The organism is Acidovorax sp. LjRoot117, from assembly GCF_964252695.1.
Lineage (GTDB): Bacteria > Pseudomonadota > Gammaproteobacteria > Burkholderiales > Burkholderiaceae_C > Acidovorax.
On the sequence record NZ_CAXUPO020000005.1, the window covers coordinates 115,120 to 137,162 of the forward strand.

At 66.8% G+C, this 22,043-nt stretch carries 22 protein-coding genes; 19 read left to right on the forward strand and 3 right to left on the reverse strand.

The window, feature by feature from the left end; all coding sequences use genetic code 11:
- Positions 1-61: 61 nt before the first annotated feature.
- Together gshA and ACSQ3D_RS15695 are read right to left on the reverse strand one after the other, a co-directional pair.
- Positions 62-1,588 carry a glutamate--cysteine ligase gene (gshA, locus tag ACSQ3D_RS15690; protein WP_436127532.1) on the reverse strand — a complete coding sequence of 509 codons (1,527 nt, stop codon included), beginning with the start codon at positions 1,586-1,588 and terminating at the stop codon, positions 62-64.
- Between the two features lie 71 nt (positions 1,589-1,659).
- On the reverse strand, positions 1,660-2,568 hold the full coding sequence (locus tag ACSQ3D_RS15695; RefSeq protein ID WP_056418955.1) for an SDR family NAD(P)-dependent oxidoreductase: 909 nt from the start codon (positions 2,566-2,568) through the stop codon (positions 1,660-1,662).
- Positions 2,569-2,950: 382 nt separating this feature from the next.
- Here ACSQ3D_RS15695 and ACSQ3D_RS15700 point away from each other — a divergent pair, with 382 nt between their 5' ends.
- From ACSQ3D_RS15700 to tolA, 12 genes are all read left to right on the forward strand, one after another.
- On the forward strand, positions 2,951-3,232 hold the full coding sequence (locus ACSQ3D_RS15700) for a DUF427 domain-containing protein (RefSeq protein WP_056418957.1): 282 nt from the start codon (positions 2,951-2,953) through the stop codon (positions 3,230-3,232).
- A gap of 518 nt (positions 3,233-3,750) precedes the next feature.
- Complete coding sequence (locus tag ACSQ3D_RS15705; RefSeq protein ID WP_436127533.1) at positions 3,751-4,401, forward strand: DUF938 domain-containing protein; 651 nt, start codon at positions 3,751-3,753, stop codon at positions 4,399-4,401.
- A gap of 44 nt (positions 4,402-4,445) precedes the next feature.
- A complete protein-coding gene (locus ACSQ3D_RS15710; protein WP_436127534.1) occupies positions 4,446-4,739 on the forward strand; it encodes a 2Fe-2S iron-sulfur cluster-binding protein in 294 nt (97 codons plus the stop codon).
- 124 nt (positions 4,740-4,863) lie between these two features.
- Entirely contained in the window at positions 4,864-6,612 is a 1,749-nt protein-coding gene (locus ACSQ3D_RS15715; protein WP_436127535.1) for a DUF2235 domain-containing protein, read from the forward strand.
- Between the two features lie 145 nt (positions 6,613-6,757).
- Positions 6,758-7,879 (forward strand): bifunctional 3,4-dihydroxy-2-butanone-4-phosphate synthase/GTP cyclohydrolase II, encoded by a 1,122-nt coding sequence (ribBA, locus tag ACSQ3D_RS15720; protein WP_056418965.1) that lies wholly within the window; start codon positions 6,758-6,760, stop codon positions 7,877-7,879.
- 15 nt (positions 7,880-7,894) lie between these two features.
- A complete protein-coding gene (ribH, locus tag ACSQ3D_RS15725) occupies positions 7,895-8,359 on the forward strand; it encodes a 6,7-dimethyl-8-ribityllumazine synthase (protein WP_056170136.1) in 465 nt (154 codons plus the stop codon).
- The gene (gene nusB, locus ACSQ3D_RS15730; protein WP_436127536.1) at positions 8,356-8,946 is read left to right on the forward strand and encodes a transcription antitermination factor NusB; all 591 of its coding nucleotides are present in this window, start codon (positions 8,356-8,358) and stop codon (positions 8,944-8,946) included. Before ribH ends, nusB begins: the two co-directional genes overlap by 4 nt.
- Before the next feature lie 146 nt (positions 8,947-9,092).
- On the forward strand, positions 9,093-10,289 hold the full coding sequence (locus ACSQ3D_RS15735; protein ID WP_056418969.1) for a pyridoxal phosphate-dependent aminotransferase: 1,197 nt from the start codon (positions 9,093-9,095) through the stop codon (positions 10,287-10,289).
- Between the two features lie 28 nt (positions 10,290-10,317).
- Complete coding sequence (ybgC, locus tag ACSQ3D_RS15740; RefSeq protein WP_056170144.1) at positions 10,318-10,737, forward strand: tol-pal system-associated acyl-CoA thioesterase; 420 nt, start codon at positions 10,318-10,320, stop codon at positions 10,735-10,737.
- Positions 10,734-11,450: a protein TolQ gene (tolQ, locus tag ACSQ3D_RS15745; protein WP_056170148.1), complete on the forward strand. Its 717-nt coding sequence runs from the start codon at positions 10,734-10,736 to the stop codon at positions 11,448-11,450. Before ybgC ends, tolQ begins: the two co-directional genes overlap by 4 nt.
- A gap of 4 nt (positions 11,451-11,454) precedes the next feature.
- Positions 11,455-11,883, forward strand: a complete 429-nt coding sequence (locus tag ACSQ3D_RS15750) for an ExbD/TolR family protein (RefSeq protein WP_056418982.1) — start codon at positions 11,455-11,457, stop codon at positions 11,881-11,883.
- A 34-nt stretch (positions 11,884-11,917) separates the two neighbouring features.
- Positions 11,918-12,901 (forward strand): cell envelope integrity protein TolA, encoded by a 984-nt coding sequence (tolA, locus tag ACSQ3D_RS15755; RefSeq protein WP_056418985.1) that lies wholly within the window; start codon positions 11,918-11,920, stop codon positions 12,899-12,901.
- Between the two features lie 250 nt (positions 12,902-13,151).
- Here tolA and ACSQ3D_RS15760 read toward each other — a convergent pair whose 3' ends face one another.
- Positions 13,152-14,492, reverse strand: coding sequence for an MFS transporter (locus tag ACSQ3D_RS15760; protein WP_056418988.1), 1,341 nt, complete (start codon positions 14,490-14,492; stop codon positions 13,152-13,154).
- Between the two features lie 250 nt (positions 14,493-14,742).
- Here ACSQ3D_RS15760 and cyoA point away from each other — a divergent pair, with 250 nt between their 5' ends.
- The 7 genes from cyoA to ACSQ3D_RS15795 all read left to right on the forward strand — a co-directional run bounded on the left by cyoA (position 14,743) and on the right by ACSQ3D_RS15795 (position 21,941).
- Complete coding sequence (gene cyoA, locus ACSQ3D_RS15765) at positions 14,743-15,807, forward strand: ubiquinol oxidase subunit II (protein WP_436127537.1); 1,065 nt, start codon at positions 14,743-14,745, stop codon at positions 15,805-15,807.
- A gap of 24 nt (positions 15,808-15,831) precedes the next feature.
- On the forward strand, positions 15,832-17,841 hold the full coding sequence (gene cyoB, locus ACSQ3D_RS15770) for a cytochrome o ubiquinol oxidase subunit I (RefSeq protein WP_436127538.1): 2,010 nt from the start codon (positions 15,832-15,834) through the stop codon (positions 17,839-17,841).
- Positions 17,834-18,478 carry a cytochrome o ubiquinol oxidase subunit III gene (gene cyoC / locus ACSQ3D_RS15775; RefSeq protein ID WP_436127539.1) on the forward strand — a complete coding sequence of 215 codons (645 nt, stop codon included), beginning with the start codon at positions 17,834-17,836 and terminating at the stop codon, positions 18,476-18,478. The genes cyoB and cyoC overlap by 8 nt, the downstream gene beginning before the upstream one ends.
- On the forward strand, positions 18,479-18,925 hold the full coding sequence (gene cyoD / locus ACSQ3D_RS15780) for a cytochrome o ubiquinol oxidase subunit IV (protein ID WP_436127540.1): 447 nt from the start codon (positions 18,479-18,481) through the stop codon (positions 18,923-18,925).
- Positions 18,922-19,806: an SURF1 family protein gene (locus ACSQ3D_RS15785; RefSeq protein ID WP_436127541.1), complete on the forward strand. Its 885-nt coding sequence runs from the start codon at positions 18,922-18,924 to the stop codon at positions 19,804-19,806. Before cyoD ends, ACSQ3D_RS15785 begins: the two co-directional genes overlap by 4 nt.
- A 12-nt stretch (positions 19,807-19,818) precedes the next feature.
- Positions 19,819-21,168 (forward strand): ATP-binding protein, encoded by a 1,350-nt coding sequence (locus ACSQ3D_RS15790; protein ID WP_436127542.1) that lies wholly within the window; start codon positions 19,819-19,821, stop codon positions 21,166-21,168.
- Between the two features lie 170 nt (positions 21,169-21,338).
- Entirely contained in the window at positions 21,339-21,941 is a 603-nt protein-coding gene (locus tag ACSQ3D_RS15795) for a response regulator transcription factor (protein WP_436127543.1), read from the forward strand.
- Positions 21,942-22,043: the final 102 nt, after the last annotated feature.

A 22,043-nucleotide genomic window follows, 5' to 3' on the forward strand; every position in this document is an offset into this window, starting at 1 on the left:
GAGCATCCGTTCCCAGACCGGGCCGCTGCACACGCTGCAGCGGCGCAGCGCTGCCGCCGTATCAGCCCAGTTCCTTGACCGCCATGTACTGCTCGCGCCACGCCTCGAACGGCAGCGTGTCGGCTGCCTCGATGGCCTTTTGGGCGGCCACGGATTCGTCGGCCAGCGCCAGGTAGCGCGCCTGCTGCTCGGCCGTCCAGGGCAGGCTGAGCAGCGCATCGCGGGCGGCCACGGACTGCTCGCGCGCAAAGTTCTCGAAGCTGTTCTGGTGCACCGAGCGGATCGCGTCGAGCACACGGGCCGAAGGCGTGTCGGCCGGCGCGGCCATGAGCGCCCGCGCATCCTGCAAAGCGGCGCTGTAGTCACCCGTGCCATGCGTGGCATCGAGCGCGGCGGCCAGCGGCACGCACTCGGCCAGCACCTCGGCACCCCAGTCGGCCAGGGCCACGCTCCGGCCGTTGCGCGCCAGTTGCAAGCCCGGCTCGCGGCCCCGCTCGGCCGTAAGGTGCTGGTTGTGCTTGAGCTCGGCGATCTCGGCCGGCGTGTCGGGCGGGCTGTCGGACAGCAGGCAGTGCAGCAAAAACACGTCCAGCAGGCGCATGGTGGACGCGGTGATGCCCACGGGCACGAACGGGTCCAGGTCCATCAGGCGCACTTCCACGTACTCCACACCACGCTCGCGCAGCGCGTGCAGCGGGCGTTCGCCGGTGCGCACAGTGCGCTTGGGGCGGATGGTGCCGTAGAACTCGTTCTCGATCTGCAGCAGGCTGGTGCCCAGCTGGTTGTAGTCGCCGCCGGGGTTGCGCACGCCCAGGGTTTCGTAGGCGGGATAGGGTTTGGTCAGCGCCTCGTGCAGCGAGTTGGCGTAGCCCTTGAGGCCGTTGTAGCTCACGGCCAGCGTGGCCTGGGCGTCGCTCTGGTAGCCCAGGCGGCCCATGCGCAGCGAGGTGGCATGCGGCAGGTACAGCGCCTGCCCGCCCGGCAACTGCTGCAGGCCGTGCTCGCGCCCCGCCACGAAGCAGGGGCACAGCGCGGGTGACGCGCCGAACAAATACAGCAGCACGAACGCGTGGCGGCGGAAGTTGCGGATGAGCGAGAAGTACTGCTCGCTGTCCACCCCCGGCAGCGACCAGTTGTAGTGGATGCCCGAGATGGTCTGCATGCGCCGGCCATAGCGGTGGCCCAGGCCCATGCGGTAGATGCTCTTGGCCCGGCCCACGTTGGAGCTGCCGTAGCGGCCGATGGGGATGGTCTCGTCGGTGGGCAGGCCGCAGGGCATGCTGGAGGCCCACAGCAGCTCGCCGCCGCTGTCGGTCAGGGTGCGGTGCACGAACTGGTGCACTTCGGTCAGCTCGTTCAGGCATTCATCCACGCCCTTGCGGGCGCTGGTGATGAGCTCCAGCTGCGACTCGCTGTAGTCGGTGGTGATCAGCGGGTGCGTGAGCGCCGAGCCCAGCGCCACAGGGTGCGGCGTCAGGGCCAGGCCATCGTGGGGCAGCACCCGAAGGCCTTCCTTTTCGATGCCGCGGCGAATCCCCCCCAGGGCATCCGCCGGATAGGCGGCCAGTCTTTCGTGCAATTTGCTCATATGTTTATACCGATCCAACTTCTGTCGGCCCGGAACTTAGCACGGAGCAGGCTGGCGTGCCCGGACACAACTCAAGCCCTTGCGGCCAAAGCCTTTCCTACTTCGTTGGTTCCCTGTGCTGCGCCGCTTTGTGGTACCTGCTCGCCGGCGCGCTCCGTCACCTCGGCCAGGCGGGCCGCCAACTGCTCGGGCACGTCGGCGCCGATGCCCACATGGATGCCCTCGGTCAGGGTGATGTGGGCCGCCTCGAACGTGCCCGCACCGGCGCACAGGATGGTGCGGGTGGGCGCGCTCTCGTGCGCCAGCACCAGCATGGCGGGCACCACGGCTTCGGGCTTGAGGGCGTCGAGCACTTCCTGCGGCATCAGGCCTTCGGTCATGCGCGTGGCGGCCGTGGGGGCCAGGGCGTTGACGCGGATACCGTACTTGGCGCCTTCGATGGCCAGGGTCTGCATCAGACCCACCTGGGCGAGCTTGGCCGCGCCGTAGTTGGCCTGGCCGAAATTGCCGTACAGGCCGGTGGACGAAGTCGTCATCACGATGCGGCCGTACTGCTGCGCCACCATGTGCGGCCACACGGCCTTGCAGCAGTGGGCGGCGCCCATCAGGTGCACATCCACCACCAGGCGGAAGTCGGCCATGTCCATCTTGGAGAACGACTTGTCGCGCAGGATGCCGGCGTTGTTGACCAGGATGTCCACCCGGCCCCAGGCATCGATGGCCTGCTGCACCATGGCTTCGACCGCGGCGAAGTCGGTGACGGACGCGCCATTGGCCAGCGCCTGGCCGCCCGCTGCGCGGATCTCGTCCACCACGGCCTGCGCGGCCGACACCGTGCTGCCGCTGCCGTCCACCGCGCCGCCCAGGTCGTTGACCAGCACCTTGGCGCCGCGCGCTGCCAGGGCCAAGGCATGCTGGCGGCCCAGGCCGCCGCCCGCGCCGGTCACGATGGCCACGCGGCCGTTGAAGTCGATAGCCATGAATGGGTCTCCTGTGGTGTCTGAAAGATGAAGGAAGGAAGGACGGAAGGAAAGTAGGAAAGAAAGGCAGGGAAAGACGGCCCGCGCCCCGGATGGAGCCACAGGCGCTGCGCGTGGGACTTTAAGCCAGATGCGGGTGGGCGACGGTTGCGCACGCGACTGGCATGGCGCAGCGCCGCCCCTCACAAAAACACGCACAGCAGTGGGCCCCAATCAGGTATCGTGCCGAGGCCCGCGCCCGGCCGTGAACCCGGCGGCGCCGGCACTCCCGCACAACACCGCATTCAGCACCGACCCGCAGCATGGCGCAACGCTCTCTTTTTGATAGCTACTGCCGCTTGTCAGTTGAGCGCTGCGGGCCTATTTGACTCAAGGAAACCCCATGAAAGCAACCTGGAACGGCGTCACCGTCGCCGAAAGCGACGACACCGTGGTGGTCGAAGGCAACCACTACTTCCCCGAAGCCGCGCTCAAGCGCGAGTTCTTCACCTTCAGCAACCACAAGACCACCTGCCACTGGAAGGGCCAGGCCAGCTACCTGTCCCTGCTGGTCGACGGCGAGATGAACACCGATGCCGCGTGGTTCTACGCCGACCCGAAGCCCGAAGCCGAAGAGATCCGCGGCCGCGTGGCCTTCTGGAAAGGCGTGAAGATCGAGGCCTGACCACCCGCCCTGCGGGTTATCCCTGCAGGCACTGGACAATCATGTGGATAAGTGTGGACAAGCCCTGTATGACAACCTCAAGTGCTTGATTCATAAGGAAAGCCACTGCGCTGCACAATTTCTAAGCAGTCCGGAAAAAACGCCCCCCGGTTATCCCTGCCAGCACTGGACAATCCTGTGCATAAGTTTGAACAAGCTTTGTATGGCATTGCCAAGTCATTGATTTCAAAGGCTTATCCTTGCATTGCTTAAAAATGATGCAGGCCTTTCATGGTTCTGCGACCGCCCGGCCCACCCCGCGCAGCCGGCCCCCAAAGCCCCGGTTATCCAGCCCCGCACTGGACAATCATGTGGATAAGTCTGCACAACCCTTGTATGACAGATATAAGTCATTGATTTACAAGGCATATCCTTGCATTGCTTAAAAATCAGGCAGTTCGGGGGGCCACAGACCACCGGGAACCGCCTCCTGATCGATAGCATTGCGCATTGCCCCACCGGCTCTTTCCTTTCACACAATGCTTCTTCCTGCCCTTCAGCACAGCCCTGCCGCCGAACGCAACCGCGCGCCCATCCTGGAGTGCCTGCGCAGCCTGCTGGCCACGCAGGGCCGGGCACTGGAAATCGCCAGCGGCACCGGCCAGCATGCGGCACACTTCGCGGCGGCCTTGCCGGGCTGGAGCTGGCAACCCACCGACCTGCACAGCACCCACTTCGACTCCATCGCAGGCTGGGCCGCGCAAGCGGGCGCCACGCAGGTACAGCCTGCGCGGCGGCTAGACGTGCTGCAGCCGCACTGGCCGGACGAAGGCCAGACCTGGGGCGCAGAGTTCGACCTGATCTACTGCGCCAACATGCTGCACATTGCCCCATGGGCATGCTGCGCCGGGTTGATGCAGGGCGCAGCACGGCACCTCGCCGCAGGCGGGCGGCTGGTGACCTACGGGCCCTACCTGGAAGACAACGTGCCCACGGCCCCCGGCAACCTGGCTTTCGACGCCAGCCTGCACGCCCAGGACAGCACCTGGGGCATCCGCCGCCTGGAGGACGTGGCCGCCACGGCGGCCGACGCCGGGCTGGCACTGCAGGCGCGCCACGCGCTGCCGGCCAACAACCTGCTGCTGGTGTGGGCGCGCGCTGATTCCACGGCGGGGACCGCGGCGCCCTGAGCCATCCACCGACCGACCCGACTGACCGACTCCCTCTCCTTCCCATGAACACTCCCACCGTCCCCTTCTTCATCGCCAGGATCGATCCCGACGGCCAACAATGCGACGCCTGGCCCGAGCAGCCCCTGCTGTTGTCCATCGAGCAAGGCGGCATCGACTGGCCCAGCTCCTGCCGCAACGGCACCTGCCGCACCTGCATCGGCATGCTGGCCGAAGGCGAGGTGCGCTACGCCATCGAGTGGCCCGGGCTCACTGCCGAAGAAAAGGCCGAGGGCTGCGTGCTGCCCTGCGTGGCCTACCCGATGAGCGACGTGCGCCTGGAAGCACCGGGCATCTGATACCGGCTGCAAAGGCCTGACCCCACGCCGGGCCGGCGCCACGCATGGCACTTTCGCGCTTGCTGCGCCCGGCGGTCCTCCCCAGAATCCCGTGCACATCGATTGCCCAGGGAGGAAGGACACCATGACCACCACTGTCGCGCCGCCAGCGCCTGCCGCCGCCGCACCCAACGCCACCGCACCCAACGCCACCGCACCGGACGCCACCGACCGCACCCCCACCCGAGCGGACATCCTGGCCCAGTGCATCGCCGCAGACGCGCAATGGGCCGAGAAGCCCGGCCGCAACCTCGTGCTGCTGTTCGACGGCACCGGCAACATCCTGGGCAACCAGCAGGACACCAACGTGGTCAAGCTGCTGCGCATGCTCGGCAAGGGGCGAGACCCTGCGGGCCGCGAACCCACCCAGCTCGTCTACTACGACCCCGGCGTAGGCACCACCAACGAATTCCCGGCGGACGGCATCGTGTCCAAGGCCAGGAACCAGCTGCGGCAGCTGGCCGGGCTGGCGCTGGGCAGCGGCGTGTTCCCCAACATCGCCGAGGCCTACCGGTTCCTGGTCAACACCTACCAGCGGGGCGACCGCATCTACCTGTTCGGCTTTTCGCGCGGCGCCTTCACCGCGCGGGCGGTGGCCGGCATGCTCAACATGTACGGGCTGATCCACACCGAGGGCCTGCCGCTCATCGAAACCCTGGTGCGTACCTACTTCGCGCCCAGCGACCACAAGAACCAGGCCGGCACCAAGAGCCGCAAGGCCTTTGCGCAGGACGTGATCGACAACTTCTCGCTGGGCCGCACGCCGCTGGTGCACTTCGTCGGGGTGTGGGACACGGTGGAGGCCATCGGGCTGGGCGGGGTGGGCGGCATCAAGATCAGCAACTCCGCCGACTTCGACCGCAAGCGCTTCGCCCACGTGCGCCATGCCATGTCGCTGTTCGAATCGCGCAGCAAATACGCACCCCGCCGCTACGAGGACCCGCACTTCACCGGCGAGGAACAACCCTGGCGCAGCTACGACCAGCGCTGGTTCCGCGGCGTGCACAGCGACGTGGGCGGCTCGTACGCGCGCGACGGGCTGTCCAACCTCACGCTCGCCTGGATGGTGGACGAGGCCCAGGCCCACGGCCTGCGCGTGGACAAGAGCCGGCTGCAACCCGGCAACCCGCTCACCGCCATGCACGACCAGGCCTACGACTGCCCCTATTGGGTGTGGACGGGCCTGAACGCTCGCAAACGCGAGGCCAGCGACTTCATCGACCCTACGGCCCGCCCGGTGGACGGCGCCGTGCCCGCAGAGACCGTGCCGCGCACGCAGCCCTGGCACCGGCTGGGCATCGCGCTCGCGATCACCACGGCCGTGCTGTTCACCATCACCGCCCTGGCGGGCCGGGCCGCCTGCGACCTGGGCGCCGCGCCGGGGTGGCTGCAGGGCCTGCCGTCGGGCTTTCAGGCGTCTGCCCACTGGCATGCCACATGGGGCGTGACATGCAGCGACACCGATGCCGTGCGCCGCGCCATCGCCTGGGACTGGGCCCTGCTCGCCAGCTACGCCCTGTGGCTGGCCTACCCGGTGGCCTGGTCCCTGCGGCGGCTGGTGGCGCGGGCCGTGCCGCCGGGCCGGGGGCTGGGCTGGCTCTATCGCCATGCGCACTGGGTGATGGGCCTTCTGGTGGTGTCGGACATCGTGGAGAACTGCATCACGCTGCATCTGCAATCTCCGCATCACCCGGACTGGCCCACGGTGCTGACGGTGGCCACCAGCAGCAAGCTGCTGTCCCTGCTGCTGCTGGGCTGGGTGATGGTGGCCGGAGCCCTGGCCGGGCGCGAGGGCGGCCGCGCGCGCGCGTCGCGCGCGCCCCAACTGCACTAAAATCGCTGCTTTTGGGGCGCAGAGCGCTCCCGCACCGTGCGGCCAACGCCGCGCTGCCCGCTCTTTGGAATCGGCCCTACCGGGCCGTGGCCGGATCAGCGTGCGGTGCCCGCCACCCGCGCTGCCCACCGAAAGCCAGCCTTCCATGACCTCCCCCCTGACCCCCGTGCCGATCTCGCCCGTCGAGGACATCGTGGCCGAGATGCGCGCCGGGCGCATCGTCATCCTGGTGGATGAAGAAGACCGTGAAAACGAAGGCGACCTCGTCCTGGCCGCCGACCACGTGACCCCCGAGGCCATCAACTTCATGGCCCGCTTCGGCCGCGGCCTGATCTGCCTGACCCTGAGCCGCGAGCGCTGCGAGCGCCTGCGCCTGCCGCCCATGGTGGCGAGCAACGGCACCAAGATGGGCACGGCCTTCACCGTGTCGATCGAAGCCGCCGAAGGCGTGACCACCGGCATCTCCGCCGCCGACCGGGCGCGCACCGTGCAGGCCGCCGTGGCGCCCAACGCCGTGGCCGCCGACCTGGTGCAGCCCGGCCACATCTTCCCGCTGCAGGCCGTCGAAGGGGGCGTGCTCATGCGCGCAGGCCACACCGAAGCCGGCTGCGACCTGGCGGTGATGGCCGGCTGCAGCCCCGCGTCAGTGATCTGCGAGATCATGAAGGACGACGGCACCATGGCGCGCCTGCCGGACCTGCAGATCTTTGCCGCCGAACACGGCCTCAAGATCGGCACCATCGCCGACCTCATCGAATACCGCAGCCGCAACGAATCGCTTGTCGAAAAGGTGGGCACGCGCGTGCTGCAGACCGCCTTCGGCGCCTTCACCGCCCACGCCTTCCGCGACAAGCCCAGCAAGGAGCTGCACCTGGCCCTGGTCAAGGGCCAGTGGGGCGCCGACGACGTGGTGCCCGTGCGCGTGCACGAGCCGCTGTCGGTGCTGGACGCGCTGGAGGTCAACCGCTCCATGCATTCGTGGAGCCTGGACACCAGCCTGCAGTACCTGTCCGAGCAGGGCAAGGGCGTGGCGGTGCTGCTCAACTGCGGCGAGACGGCCGACCAGCTGCTCGCCCAGTTCGAAGGCACGGCCCGCGCGGCGCAAGCCCCCGAGCGCGGCCGCATGGACCTGCGCACCTACGGCGTGGGTGCACAAATTCTGCGCGAGTGCGGCGTGCACCGCATGGCCCTCATGGGCCAGCCGCGCCGCATGCCCAGCATGGCAGGCTACGGCCTCGAGATCACCGGTTTCATCCCCAAAGAGTAAAAGTACAGGATCACTATGTTTGGCGCAGAAAAAGGAACGGCGGACAAGCTCGATGGCAAGAAACTGCACATCGGCATCGTGCAGGCCCGCTTCAATGAAGGCATCACCAACGCCCTGGCCGCCGCATGCCGCGCCGAGCTGCTGGCGCTGGGCGTGCAGGAAAAGAACATCAAGCACGTGCTGGTGCCCGGCGCCCTCGAAGTGCCCGTGGCCCTGCAGGCCATGGCCGAGGCCGACGAGTACGACGCGCTGATCGCACTGGGCTGCATCATCCGCGGCGAGACCTACCACTTCGAGCTGGTGGCCAACGAGTCCGGCGCGGGCGTCACGCGCCTGACGCTCGACTACCAGATCCCGATCGCCAACGCCATCATCACCACCGAGAACATGGAACAAGCCATCGCCCGCCAGACCGACAAGGGCGTGGACGCGGCCCGCGTCGCGGTGGAGATGGCCAACCTGCTGGACGAACTGTCATGAGCGAAAGCAACACCCCCTCCAGCAGCCGCCCGCCCAAGCAGGTGCGCACCGGCCTCAAGACCACGGGCGCGCGCAAGGCGGCCTCCAAGTCCAACCGCAGCCGCGCCCGCGAATTCGCCCTGCAGGCGCTGTACCAGCACCTGGTGGGCGGCAACGACGCCCATGCCATCGACGCCTTCACGCGCGACCTGGCGGGTTTTCACAAGGCCGACTCGGTGCACTACGACGCGCTGCTGCACGGCTCCATCGCCACCGCGGCCGACATGGATGCGCTGATCACCCCGCTGCTGGACCGCAAGATGGCCGAGATATCGCCCATCGAGCATGCCGTGATGTGGATCGGGGTGTACGAGTTCCAGCACTGCCTGGACGTGCCGTGGCGCGTGGTGCTCAATGAATGCATCGAACTCGCCAAGGAGTTTGGCGGCACCGACGGCCACAAATACGTGAACGCGGTGCTCAACGGCCTGGCGCCCAAGCTGCGCGCCGTCGAAGTGGCCGCCGACAAGGCTGCAGGCAAAGGCAGCAGCATCGCCGCCGACGACGACACCGGCAACCACACCGACGACGAAACGCCCGCGGCCTGAGCGCCCGGCCTTCATCGCGCACCACTGCCGGCACCTGCATTGCACGCTGTCGGCGGACGCCACCCTGGCGCTCTTTCTTTTGGCGGCAGAGCATCGCCGCTGCCCAGGACCGACGGGCACCACGGACCTTTTGCCATGAGGTTTCCATGAAGTTTTCCACGCGCGCCGAGCGCATCGAACCGTTCTATGTGATGGAAGTCGCCAAGGCCGCACAGGCCCTGGCACGCGAGGTGGCGGGCACGCGCGAGCCCATGATCTTCTTGAACATCGGCGAGCCCGACTTCACCGCACCGCCGCTGGTGCAAGAGGCCGCCGCCCGCGCCGTGCACAGCGGCGCCACGCAGTACACCAACGCCCTGGGCCTGGACGCGCTGCGCGAGCGCATCAGCGGCTGGTACCAGAGCCGATTCGGTGTTCAGGTCCCCGCACGCCGCATCGTGGTCACGGCGGGTGCATCGGCCGCGCTGCAGCTGGCGTGCCTGGCGCTCATCGAGTCGGGCGACGAGATCCTCATGCCCGACCCGAGCTACCCCTGCAACCGCCACTTCGTGAGCGCGGCCGAGGGCAAGGCCGTGCTGCTGCCCACCACGGCCGCAGAGCGCTACCAGCTGAGCGCGGACAAGGTGCGCGCCGCCTGGACCGACAAGACCCGCGGCGTGCTGCTGGCCTCGCCGTCGAACCCCACGGGCACGTCGATTGCGCCCGGCGAGCTGCGGCGCATCCATGAGGTGGTGCGTGCGAACGATGGCATCACGCTCATCGACGAGATCTACCTGGGCCTGTCGTACGAGGAAGAATTCGGCCACACGGCCCTGGCCATCGACGACAGCATCATCAGCATCAACAGCTTCAGCAAGTACTTCAACATGACCGGCTGGCGCCTGGGCTGGATGGTGGTGCCCGACGCGATGGTGCCGGTGGTCGAACGCCTGGCGCAAAACTTGTTCATCTGCGCGAGCACGGTGGCGCAGCATGCGGCGCTGGCGTGCTTCGAGGCCGAAAGCATTGCCGAGTACGAACGCCGCCGCGCCGAGTTCAAGGCCCGGCGCGACTTCTTCATCCCGGCACTGCAGTCACTGGGCCTGGCCGTGCCGGTGATGCCCGACGGCGCGTTCTACGCCTGGGCCGACTGCACCGAGGCCGCGCAGCGCCTGGGCGTCGCCTCGGGCAAGAACTGCAGCTGGGACTTCGCCTTCGAGGTCATGCGCCGCGCCCACATCGCGGTGACGCCGGGGCGCGACTTCGGCACGGCAGAGCCCGAGCGCTTCATCCGCTTCTCGACCGCCAACTCCATGGCGCAGCTCGAGGAGTCGGTGGAGCGGCTGCGCAAGCTTCTCGGCTGAACGATGACAGACAGCGAGCGGACCCACGATGGCGTTTGAATTTCCGATCCGCATCTATTGGGAAGACACCGATGCAGGCGGCATCGTGTTCTATGCCAACTACCTCAAGTTCTTCGAGCGCGCCCGCACCGAGTGGCTGCGCTCGCTGGGCGTGGGCCAGCAGCTTCTTCGGGAACAAACCGGCGGCATGTTTGTCGTAACCGATGCGCAGCTGCGCTACCACCGCCCCGCACGGCTGGACGATGAACTCATTGTTACCGCCGGCCTACAGGCCGCAGGCCGGGCATCGTTGACAATAGTGCAGCGCGCGCTCCTGAAACCAGAGCAGATGACCGACCCGAGCACCACCTTGCTGACCGAAGGCACCATCCGCATCGGATGGGTGGATGCTGCCACCCTGCGCCCTGCAAGAATACCGAGCACCCTTCTGGAACAACTCACACCATGAACTCCCAAAACATGTCCATCATCTCCCTGGTGCTCCACGCCAGCTGGGTGGTGCAACTCGTCATGCTGCTGCTGCTGGGCGTGTCGGTGGCCAGCTGGGCGGCCATCTTCCGCAAGCTGTTTTCCTTGAAGCGCGTGAAGACGCTCAACGACGACTTCGAGCGCGAGTTCTGGTCGGGCACCAGCCTCAACGACCTGTACGCCAGCGCGGCCCAGAACGCCAAGCAGGCCGGCCCCATGGAACGCATCTTTGCCAGCGGCATGCGCGAATACCAAAAGCTGCGCGAGCGCCGCATCGTGGACCCCGGCACCCTGCTCGACGGCGCACGCCGCGCCATGCGCGCGAGCTTCCAGCGCGAGATGGACGTGGTCGAATCGAGCCTCTCCTTCCTGGCATCGGTCGGCTCCGTGTCGCCGTATGTCGGCCTGTTCGGCACGGTGTGGGGCATCATGCATGCGTTCACCGGCTTTGCCGGCATGGAGCAGGTGACGCTGGCCACGGTGGCACCCGGCATCGCCGAAGCCCTGGTGGCCACCGCCATCGGCCTGTTCGCCGCCATCCCCGCCGTGATCGCCTACAACCGCTTCGCCCGCGACATCGACCGCGTGGCCACGCACCAGGAAACCTTCATCGAAGAGTTCTCCAACATCCTGCAGCGCAACCTGGGCGCCCAGCCAGCGCCCACCACCGGCCACACGGCCTCGGGGCACTGACACCATGCCCGCCATGGCATCCCGCGGCCGAGGCCGCCGCACCATCAACGAGATCAACATGGTGCCCTTCATCGACGTGATGCTGGTGCTGCTCATCATCTTCATGGTGACGGCGCCCATGCTCACGCCCGGTGTGGTCGACGTGCCCAGCGTCGGCAAGGGCAAGAACATGCCCAAGGTGGTGGCCCAGGTGATCGTGAACAAGGACGGATCGCTCCAGTTCAAGACCCCCGAGGCCACGCGCAGCCTGAGCCAGCGCGAAATCGGCGACGCCGCCAGCCGCTGGCAAAAGGCCCAGGGCACCGACAGCGCCAGCGCGGTGGTCATCAGCGCCGACAAGGGCGTGCAGTACGAAAACGTGGTGAAAGCGATGGACGCTCTGCAGAAGGCCGGCGTGCAACGCGTGGGCCTGTCCGTCAAGCAGGGCGGTTGAACCGAACCCGCTCCAGACGCTCTCACCTACGCCCATGCAAGCCCACAACGACCGCGACCAGTTTGCCCCGCCGCGCCCGCCCGCGCGGCTGCGCGCCATCACGCTGGCGGTGCTCGTGCATGCGGCGCTGATTGGCGCCCTCACCTGGGGCGTGAACTGGAAGAACACCGCAGACCAGCCGGCGGTGGAAGCCGAAATCTGGGCTAACGTGCCCGTGCAGGCTGCGCCCCGCGCCGTGGAGCCCCCACCGCCGCCCCCTGCACCGCCTGAAGTCCGCCCGCCAGCCCCGCCGCCACCCCCCGCCCCGCCGCCACCGCGGGCGGTAGAGCCGCCCGACACGCGCGAGGCCGACATCGCCATCGAACGCGAGAAGAAACGCCTGGAGCAGGAGAAGAAGGCCCGCGAACAGCAGCAGGAGCGCGACAAGCGCGAACGCGAGCGCAAGGAAGAAGAACGCAAGGACCGCCTGGAGCAGGAGAAGAAGGACCGCCTGCAGAAAGAAAAAGAACGCGAGAAGGAAAAGGAACAGCGCGAGAAGCAGTTGGCCGAGCAGAAGAAGGCCGAGCAGGACAAGCAAAAGAAGCTGGCCGAGGACAAGCGCAAGGCGGACGAAGCGGCCAAGCGAAAGGCCGAGGCGGAAGACAAGCAACTGGCCAAATTGCGCGAAGACAACCTGCGCCGCATACAAGGCATGGCGGGCGCTACCGGCGGTGAAACCGCCACCGGTACCGCACAGCGCAGCGCAGGCCCGTCGGGCAGCTACGGCGGCAAGGTCGCGGCCAAGGTCAAGCCCAACATCGTGTACCCCGATGCCATATCGGGCAACCCGCGTGCCGAGGTGGAAGTGCGCCTGTCGCCCGACGGCACCATCGTGGGCAAGCGGCTGGTGCAATCGAGCGGCAACAAGGCCTGGGACGACGCGGTGCTGCGCGCCCTGGACAAGACCGAGACGCTGCCGCGCGATGTGGACGGTCGGGTGCCCTCGTCCCTCACGATCGGTTTCCGGCCCCAGGACTGACGCCTGGAACTGAGAGCAAGGGTCCAATCAAGCCCGCGGCTTCATCGGACTACCGCTTGTCCTCTGCGTGCCACCCGTGCCACCCGTGCCAGCGTACCGACTGCGGCGGCGCCATGGATCTCAGGACCACGCAAACCCATAGCGCCCCATGTCAAGCAAAAAACCCGGTGGCTGCGCAGGCAGCCACCGGGTTTTTGTTGTGCATCAGGTGGGCTGAGCGCAGGTCGCGCACCACCTGCCCACAGGTCGCCTACCGATCCCGCCGCTCCATCCGGCGGTTCAGGTTCAGCGCCCCCAGCGTGCAGGCCACACCCGAGAGCAGGTACACCGTCAGGGCCAACAGCCCGAACTGCGACGACAGGTACAAGGCAACCAGAGGCGCGAACGCGGCGCCGATGATCCAGGCCAGGTCGGCCGACAGCGCAGCGCCCGTGTAGCGGTACTGCGGCGAGAAGTTGGCCGTGACCGTGCCCGAAGCCTGGCCGTACGACAGGCCCAGCAGCACAAAGCCCAGCAGCAGGAACATGGTGCTGCCCACTTCGCCCGAGTTGAGCAGCACGGGCGCCATGAAGCTGAACACACCGATCAGCACCGCCATGCCGCCCAGCAGCTTGCGGCGGCCCAGGTGGTCCGACAGCCAGCCCGACACCATGATGGCGCCAGCGGCCAGGAAGGCCCCGACGATCTGCACACCCAGGATCTGCGTCACCGGCTGGTCCGAGTACAGCGTGATCCACGACAGGGGAAACACGGTGACCAAGTGGAACAGCGCAAAGCTGGCCAGCGCCGCAAACGCACCCAGCAGCACGTTGCTGCCCTCGTCGCGCATCACGCGGCTCACGGGCACGGGCTGCAATTCACGCTCTTGCAGCAGCTCGGCGTAAGACTGGCCCACCACCAGGCGCAGGCGGGCGAACAGCGCCACCACGTTGATGGCAAACGCCACGAAGAACGGATAGCGCCAGCCCCAGGCCAGGAATTCCTGCACCGAGAGGTTGCTGTACAGGTAAGTGAACAGGCCGGCCGCCAGCACGAACCCGAGCGGTGCGCCCAGTTGGCCGATCATGGCGTACCAGCCGCGGCGGTCCTTGGGGGCCGACATCGCCAGCAGCGACGGCAGGCCGTCCCACGAACCGCCCAGCGCCAAGCCCTGGCCGATGCGCAGGATCAGCAGAGCGACGATGGCCACCACGCCGGCATCCTTGTAACCCGGCAAGAAGGCCATGCCGACCGTGCACACACCCAGCAGGAAGAGCGCAATGGTCAGCTTGGTGCCACGCCCCCAGCGACGCTGGATGGCCATCGAGATGGCGGTGCCGATCGGGCGGACCACGAAGGCCACCGCCAGCAGCGCAAACGCCATCAGGGTGCCGTCCAGGCGCGACAGGAATGGGAACAGGAACGACGGGAAGACGAGAACGCAGGCGATCCCGAAAACGAAGAAGTCGAAATACTCGGACGAGCGTCCGATGATCACGCCCACAGCGATTTCGCTGGGGGTGACGTCCTCATGCGTATCAGCCCGCGAGAGAGAGGCGGCGCTTTCTTCAAAGCCGGCCGCAGGGAAAGTGGCAGTGGCGGGGCTGCTCATGAACAGGGCTCCTTCGTTGTGTGAATAAGACAGCCTTGTTCTACACCCAAGTTCGGCTGCCGACAAGTGCGGTTTCACTATGACGGATGCAGGACAAAGCCGTAACCATGTGCTTTTGCACCAGTTTGGGGCAAAATTTTTTGACCTTGGACAAAATGTCCAATGTACAAAAAAGCTAGAGCTATTACATTCGACGGCACTCCGTTATCCGCGTTTACCCTTAAACAAACGCCCCGATTGCGCTCATCCCATGCCCAAAATCCCTCTGACCCGCGTGCCTGTCTGGCTCGCCGCGCTGGCTGCCGTGGGCAGCCTGGCCGGCTGCAGCAAGGCGGTCGTCCTCAACCCTGCCGGTGACATTGCCGCGCAGCAAGGCCACATGGTCATCCAGGCCACGCTGCTGATGCTGATCATCATCGTGCCGGTCATTGCGCTGACCCTGTGGTTCGCCTGGAAGTACCGGCACAACAATGCCGCCAACACCGAAGACGACTACGACCCCGACTGGCACCATTCCACCACGCTGGAGCTGGTCATCTGGACGGTGCCGCTGATCATCATCATCGCCCTGGGTGCGCTGACCTGGATCGGCACGCACAAGCTCGACCCCTACCGTCCGCTGGACCGCATCTCGTCGTCCAAGCCGCTTGATGCGCAATCGACGCCGCTGGAGGTGCAGGTGGTGGCCATGGACTGGAAGTGGCTGTTCTTCTACCCTGAACTGGGCATTGCCACGGTGAACGAACTGGCAGCGCCGGTGGACCGCCCCATCCTCTTCAAGCTCACCGCCACGTCCACGATGAACGCGTTCTACGTGCCTGATCTGGCGGGCATGATCTACGCGATGCCCGGCATGCAGACCGAGCTGAACGCCGTGATCAACCAGCCCGGCGTGTACAAGGGCATGTCCTCGCACTACAGCGGTTCGGGCTTCTCGGGCATGACGTTCAAGTTCCATGGCCTGAGCCAGGGCGACTTCGACCAGTGGGTTGCCAAGAACAAGTCCGAAGGCAAGCCGCTCACGCGCCAGACCTACCTGGACCTGGTCAAGCCCAGCGAGCGCGACCCCGTGCAGCGCTTCGCCAGCGTGGAAGACGGCCTGTACGACAAGGTGCTGAACCGCTGCGTCGAGGACGGCAAGATGTGCATGCACCACATGATGTCCATCGACGAGCGCGGTGGCGAGGCCTTCATGAAGGCCCAGGGCCTGAACCTGCCCCAGGAAGTCTGCACCGTGGGCAACGCCGCCCAGGTGGTGGCCGCCCTCGAAGCGCGCCACGCCGCGGTCTACGACCGCACCCTCTCCCGCCAATGATCCGCGCATAAGAGACCGACGAACATGTCCACCTCACCCGTTGTAACCGAACCGCACTGGGCCCTGGGCCGAATCACCTGGGACTCCGTGCCCATGGCGCACGAGCCCATCGTGCTGTGGACCTTCATCGCCACCATGCTGGGCGGCCTGGCCGTGATGGCCGGCATCACCAAATTCCGGCTCTGGGGCCCGCTCTGGCGCGACTGGATCTGCAGCATCGACCACAAGCGCATCGGCATCATGTACATGATCCTGGGCCTTGTGATGCTGCTGCGCGGCTTTGCCGACGCCGTGATGATGCGCCTGCAGCAGGCCATGGCCTTCGGCGACAACCTGGGCTACCTGCCACCGCACCACTACGACCAGATCTTCACGGCCCACGGCGTGATCATGATCTTCTTCGTGGCGATGCCGCTGGTCACGGGCCTGATGAACTACCTAGTGCCGCTGCAGATCGGCGCGCGCGACGTGTCGTTCCCGTTCCTGAACAACTTCAGCTTCTGGATGACCACGGCCGGTGCCGTGCTGGTCATGGTGTCGCTGTTCCTGGGCGAGTTCTCCACCGCCGGCTGGCTGGCGCTGTCCAACCTGGGGGCGCAGAACCCGGGGGTGGGGCTGGACTACTACATCTGGGCGCTGCAGATCGCGGGGGTGGGCACGACGCTGTCGGGCATCAACTTGATCGTCACCATCATCAAGATGCGCGCCCCCGGCATGAACCTGATGCGCATGCCCGTCTTCACCTGGACGGCCCTGTGCACCAACGCGCTGATCGTGGCGTCGTTCCCCGTGCTGACGGCAGCCCTGGTGCTGATGTCGCTCGACCGCTATGCGGGCACCAACTTCTTCACGAACGACCTGGGCGGCAACCCCATGCTCTACGTGAACCTGATCTGGATCTGGGGCCACCCCGAGGTCTACATCCTGATCCTGCCCTGCTTCGGCATCTTCTCCGAAGTGGTGGCCACGTTCTGCAAGAAGCGCCTGTTCGGCTACACCTCCATGGTGTACGCCACGGTCGTGATCACCATCCTGTCGTACCTGGTGTGGCTGCACCACTTCTTCACGATGGGCTCGGGCGCCAGCGTGAACACCTTCTTCGGCATCACGACGATGATCATCTCGATCCCGACGGGCGCGAAGATCTTCAACTGGCTGTTCACCATGTACAAGGGCCGCATCCGCTTCGAGCTGCCCATGATGTGGACCGTGGCCTTCATGGTGACGTTCGCCATCGGCGGCATGACCGGCGTGCTGCTGGCCGTGCCACCGGCCGACTTCGTGCTGCACAACAGCCTGTTCCTCATCGCCCACTTCCACAACGTGATCATCGGCGGCGTGCTGTTCGGCCTGTTCGCCGGCATCAACTACTGGTACCCCAAGGCCTTCGGCTACAAGCTCGACCGCACCTGGGGCCTGCGCTCCTTCTGGCTGTGGGTGGTGGGCTTCTGGGTGGCCTTCGGCCCGCTGTACGTGCTGGGCCTGATGGGCGTCACGCGCCGTGCCAACCACTTCGAGGACGCATCCCTGCAGCCCTACTTCGTGGTGGCCGCCTTCGGCGCTGCGATGATCGCCGCCGGCATCGCCTGCTTCCTGATCCAGATCGTGGTCAGCTACCTCAAGCGCGAAGAGCTGCGCGACGTGACCGGCGACCCCTGGGATGCCCGCACGCTGGAGTGGGCCACGTCCTCGCCCCCGCCCAACTACAACTTCGCCTTCACGCCTGTGGTGCATGAAATCGATGCGTGGTGGGACATGAAGAAGCACGGCTACCAGCGTCCTTTGAGCGGCTACGCGCCCATCCACATGCCAGCCAACACCAGCTCGGGTGCGGTGATATCGGCACTGTCGCTGGTGCTGGGCTTTGCGCTGATCTGGCACATGTGGCTGCTGGCCGGTGCGTCGTTTGCCGCCGTGATCCTGGTCGCCATCATCCACACGTTCAACTACAAGCGCGACTTCTACATCCCCGCCTCTCAAGTGACGGAGACGGAAAACCTTCGCACCCAACAACTGCGCGCCAGCCATGTCTGATATCCGTACCACCCCCGGCGCAGCAGGCGCCGCGACCGCAGCGCTCCCGCTGCGCCAGTACCACCCCGCGCACGAGCCGCATCCCGAAAACGGCACGGCCCTGGGCTTCTGGCTCTACCTGATGAGCGACTGCCTCATCTTCGCCGCCCTGTTCGCCACCTACGGCGTGCTGGGCCGCAGCTACGCGGCGGGCCCCACGGGCGCGCAGTTGTTCGACCTGACGCTAGTGGCCATCAACACGGCCTTCCTGCTGCTGTCGTCCATCACCTTCGGCTTTGCCATGCTGCGCAAGCAGGTGGGCGACGTCAAAGGCACGCTGGTGTGGCTGGCCGTGACCGGCTTGTTCGGTCTGTGCTTTCTGGGCCTGGAGCTGTACGAGTTCCACCACCTGATCCACCAGGGCGCCACGCCCCAGCGCAGCGCCTTCCTGTCGGCCTTCTTCACGCTGGTGGGCACGCACGGCCTGCACGTCACCTTCGGCCTGATCTGGCTGGTGGTGCTGATGGTGCAGATCGGCAAGCACGGCCTGATCCACGCAAACCGCCGCCGCCTGATGTGCCTGTCGATGTTCTGGCACTTCCTGGACGTGGTCTGGATCGGCGTCTTCACCTTTGTGTACCTGATGGGAGTGCTGTAAATGAGCGCACAACACACACACGCACAAGCAACTGCACACCCTGCGCACGGCGATCATGGCCACGGCCATGACGACCACCATGGCGATGTGGGCCCCCACAGCAGCCTGCGCGAATACGCGATCGGCTTCTTGCTGTCGGTCATCCTCACCGCCATCCCCTTCTGGCTGGTCATGGCCAAGGTGATCGCCGACCGGAACACCGCCGTGCTGGTGCTGGGCGCCTTCGCGGTGGTGCAGATCCTGGTGCACATGGTGTACTTCCTGCACATGAACGGCAAGGTCGAAGGCGGCTGGACGCTGCTGTCCACCATCTTCACCGTGGTGTTCGTCGCCATCGCGATCAGCGGCACCTTGTGGGTCATGTTCCACATGAACAGCAACATGATGCCCGACCACCCCACGCCCACGCCGCCCAAGCACGAGGCGACCGGGCACAACACGCCTTGACGACCGCCGCGCCGCCCGCCACCGCACGCCCTGCCGCCCACCGCGCGCTGCGCCGGGCAGTGCTGCTGGTGGTCGGCATCGCGCTGTTCGTCGGCTTTGTGTCCCTGGGGACGTGGCAGGTACAGCGGCGGGTGTGGAAGCTCGATCTCATCGAGCGTGTGGACCAGCGGGTCCATGCCGCACCGGTGCCCCTGCCCTCGGCAAGCGAATGGCCCGGCATCGACGCTGCGCGCCATGAGTACCTTCCGGTCACCGTCCGCGGCCAATGGCTTCCTGGCAAGACCGTGTTCACCCAGGCCGTGACGGCCCTGGGGTCGGGCTTCTGGGTCGTCAGCGCCCTGCAGCAGGACGACGGCACCGCGGTGCTGGTGAACCGCGGCTTCATACCGCAAAAGCAGCGCGCCGAGTGGGCCCCGCCTGCCCCCGCGGCGCCGACCACAACCCCTCTTGCACCGCCCTCCCCCGTCACCGTGCAGGGCCTGATCCGCATGACCGAGCCCAAGGGCGGCTTCCTGCGCACCAACGACCCGGCACAGCAACGCTGGTTCTCCCGCGATGTGGCGGCCATCGCGCAGGCCCTGCAACTGAACCACGCGGCACCCTTTTTCATCGATGCCGGCCTGCCCACCGCCGGCACGCGAGCGCTGACCGCCGAGGCCGTCGAGGTGGCAGGCGCCGCGGCAACGGCCAGCACCCCATGGCCCCGCGCAGGCATGACCACCATCCGCTTTCCGAACAGCCACCTGGTCTACGCCATCACCTGGTACGGCCTGGCCCTGATGGTCGTGGGCGCAGCCTGGCTGGTGGTGCGCTACGAGCGCCGTGCAGGCCTGAACGGTGGCGACGCCGCCCACGCAGGCCCGGGCGGCACAGGCCGGTAGACTCCGCCCACCATGCCCCTGCAACGCATCGCGAAAGGCGGTGGACTCCTGCGCAGCAGCCCGCGCGCTGCCGATGCCGCCGCCGGCATCAAGAACCTGCAGCAGCTCATCCAGCTGCGCTGGATGGCCGTCATCGGCCAGATCTTCACCATCGAGGTGGCGCACCACAGCCTGCGGCTGAGCATTCCGCTGGTGCCGATGCTGCTGGTGGTGGCCTGCCTGGCCGTGTTCAACGTGGTCAGCCTGCTGCGGCTGCGCATGGGCGTGCAGGTGCGCAATGTGGAGGTGTTCCTCGCGCTGCTGGTGGACGTGGCCGTGCTCACCACCCAGCTGTACCTGAGCGGCGGCACCAGCAACCCGTTCGTCTTCTTGTACCTGCTGCAGATCGCGCTAGGCGCCATCCTGCTGCGCGGCGCCTACATCTGGACCATGGTGGCGATCACGGCCGTGTGCTTTGGCGCGCTGGCCACCTACCACCTGCCGCTGGAGCTGCCGCAGGACCTGCACCAGGGCCTGTCCAGCCTGTACGTCATCGGGCTGCTGGTGTGCTTCGTGCTCAACGCCACACTGGTCGTGGTGTTCATCACCCGCATCAACCTGAACCTGCGCGAGCGCGACGCCCGCCTGGCCGCCGCGCGCCGCCGGCGGGTGGAAGAGGAACACATCGTGCGCATGGGCCTGCTGGCCTCCGGCGCCGCGCACGAGCTGGGCACGCCCCTGTCCACGCTGGCCGTGATCCTGGGCGACTGGCAGCACGACGCAGAACTCATGGCCGACCCGGTGCTGCGCGAAGACATCGACGAGATGCGCACCCAGGTGCAGCGCTGCAAGGGCATCGTCAGCGGCATCCTGCTGTCGGCCGGCGAGGCGCGCGGCGAGCATTCGGAGCAGACCACGGTGTGCAAGTTCGTGGACGCGCTGGCCGAAGAATGGCGCACCACGCGCTCCATCCCCGCGTTCTCGTACCGCAACGACTTCGGCGACGACACGCCCATGGTGTCGGACACCACGTTGAAGCAGATGGTTTTCAATGTGCTGGACAATGCACGGGACGCCTCGCCCCAGTGGGTGGAACTGCTCATCACCCGCGACGACGCAGCGGAAGCGCCCGCGCTGTGCATCACCGTCAACGACGCAGGCCCCGGCTTTGCACCCGGCATGCTCGACCACCTGGGCGAGCCCTACCAGTCCACCAAGCAGCGGCCGGGCAGTGGCCTCGGCCTGTACCTGGTGATGAACGTGGCCCGCACGCTCGGCGGCAGCGTAGCGGCCCGCAACCGCACGGCTGCGGGCGGCGCGCAGGTGAGCATCCGCCTGCCCCTGGCAGCCATCGCGCTGCCCAAGGCGCACCGCCCCGCCTGAGCGGCAAATACGCCTGCGGCCAGCAGCCACTGCGGCGCGGGAGGACAATGACGGCTGCACCAGCCAACGCCTCCAGAGCCCGCCCAGACAAGACCGCAGAGACGCAGACAGACACCACAAAGAAACAAAGAAACAAAGAAAAGAGAGGAAGGACCACCCGGACCACCGCCATGGACACCAGCAGCCCCCGCCCCCCCCCCAGCGCCCCCGCCGCCCCACCTGGCGCCAACGCCCAGGCCGCCGACAAGCCCCTGCTGCTGATTGTGGAAGACGACGAGGCCTTTGCGCGCACGCTGGCCCGCTCCTTCGAGCGGCGCGGCTACCGCGTGCTGCAGGCCGCGAGCCTGCCCGAGGTCGAGGCCGTGCTGACCCAGCACACGCCGGGCTACGCCGTGGTGGACCTGAAGCTCAAGGGCGACGCCTCAGGCCTGGCCTGCGTGCAGAAGCTGCACGCCGCCAGCGCAGGCATGCTCATCGTCGTGCTCACCGGCTTTGCCAGCATCGCCACCGCCGTGGAGGCCGTGAAGCTGGGCGCCTGCCACTACTTGGCCAAGCCCTCGAACACCGACGACATCGAGGCCGCCTTCGGCTTGAAGGCGGGCGACACCGAGGTGGACGTGACCAACCGCTCCAGCTCGCTCAAGACGCTGGAGTGGGAGCGCATCCACGAAGTGCTGGCCGAGACGGGGTTCAATATCTCGGAGACCGCGCGGCGGTTGGGCATGCACCGCCGCACGCTGGCGCGCAAGCTGGAGAAGCAGCAGGTGAGCTGAACAAGACGTCTACAGTTTCCCAGTCCGTTCTGTCGCCGCGCCGGAACATTGAGCAAGGGAGGCCGCGCAGTCATAGCCAGCCCTCCAAGCTGGTTGAGAACA

Bases quoted from the DNA above. Each gene is read 5' to 3' on its own strand.
- gshA (WP_436127532.1), bottom strand. From the start codon at position 1,588: ATGAGCAAATTGCACGAAAGACTGGCCGCCTATCCGGCGGATGCCCTG.
- ACSQ3D_RS15795 (WP_436127543.1), top strand. From the start codon at position 21,339: ATGGACACCAGCAGCCCCCGCCCCCCCCCCAGCGCCCCCGCCGCCCCA.
- ACSQ3D_RS15790 (WP_436127542.1), top strand. From the start codon at position 19,819: ATGCCCCTGCAACGCATCGCGAAAGGCGGTGGACTCCTGCGCAGCAGC.
- cyoC (WP_436127539.1), top strand. From the start codon at position 17,834: ATGTCTGATATCCGTACCACCCCCGGCGCAGCAGGCGCCGCGACCGCA.
- cyoA (WP_436127537.1), top strand. From the start codon at position 14,743: ATGCCCAAAATCCCTCTGACCCGCGTGCCTGTCTGGCTCGCCGCGCTG.
- ACSQ3D_RS15760 (WP_056418988.1), bottom strand. From the start codon at position 14,492: ATGAGCAGCCCCGCCACTGCCACTTTCCCTGCGGCCGGCTTTGAAGAA.
- ribH (WP_056170136.1), top strand. From the start codon at position 7,895: ATGTTTGGCGCAGAAAAAGGAACGGCGGACAAGCTCGATGGCAAGAAA.
- cyoB (WP_436127538.1), top strand. From the start codon at position 15,832: ATGTCCACCTCACCCGTTGTAACCGAACCGCACTGGGCCCTGGGCCGA.
- ACSQ3D_RS15710 (WP_436127534.1), top strand. From the start codon at position 4,446: ATGAACACTCCCACCGTCCCCTTCTTCATCGCCAGGATCGATCCCGAC.
- nusB (WP_436127536.1), top strand. From the start codon at position 8,356: ATGAGCGAAAGCAACACCCCCTCCAGCAGCCGCCCGCCCAAGCAGGTG.
- tolA (WP_056418985.1), top strand. From the start codon at position 11,918: ATGCAAGCCCACAACGACCGCGACCAGTTTGCCCCGCCGCGCCCGCCC.
- ybgC (WP_056170144.1), top strand. From the start codon at position 10,318: ATGGCGTTTGAATTTCCGATCCGCATCTATTGGGAAGACACCGATGCA.
- ACSQ3D_RS15700 (WP_056418957.1), top strand. From the start codon at position 2,951: ATGAAAGCAACCTGGAACGGCGTCACCGTCGCCGAAAGCGACGACACC.
- ACSQ3D_RS15695 (WP_056418955.1), bottom strand. From the start codon at position 2,568: ATGGCTATCGACTTCAACGGCCGCGTGGCCATCGTGACCGGCGCGGGC.
- ACSQ3D_RS15750 (WP_056418982.1), top strand. From the start codon at position 11,455: ATGCCCGCCATGGCATCCCGCGGCCGAGGCCGCCGCACCATCAACGAG.
- ACSQ3D_RS15705 (WP_436127533.1), top strand. From the start codon at position 3,751: ATGCTTCTTCCTGCCCTTCAGCACAGCCCTGCCGCCGAACGCAACCGC.
- ACSQ3D_RS15715 (WP_436127535.1), top strand. From the start codon at position 4,864: ATGACCACCACTGTCGCGCCGCCAGCGCCTGCCGCCGCCGCACCCAAC.
- ribBA (WP_056418965.1), top strand. From the start codon at position 6,758: ATGACCTCCCCCCTGACCCCCGTGCCGATCTCGCCCGTCGAGGACATC.
- ACSQ3D_RS15735 (WP_056418969.1), top strand. From the start codon at position 9,093: ATGAAGTTTTCCACGCGCGCCGAGCGCATCGAACCGTTCTATGTGATG.
- cyoD (WP_436127540.1), top strand. From the start codon at position 18,479: ATGAGCGCACAACACACACACGCACAAGCAACTGCACACCCTGCGCAC.
- tolQ (WP_056170148.1), top strand. From the start codon at position 10,734: ATGAACTCCCAAAACATGTCCATCATCTCCCTGGTGCTCCACGCCAGC.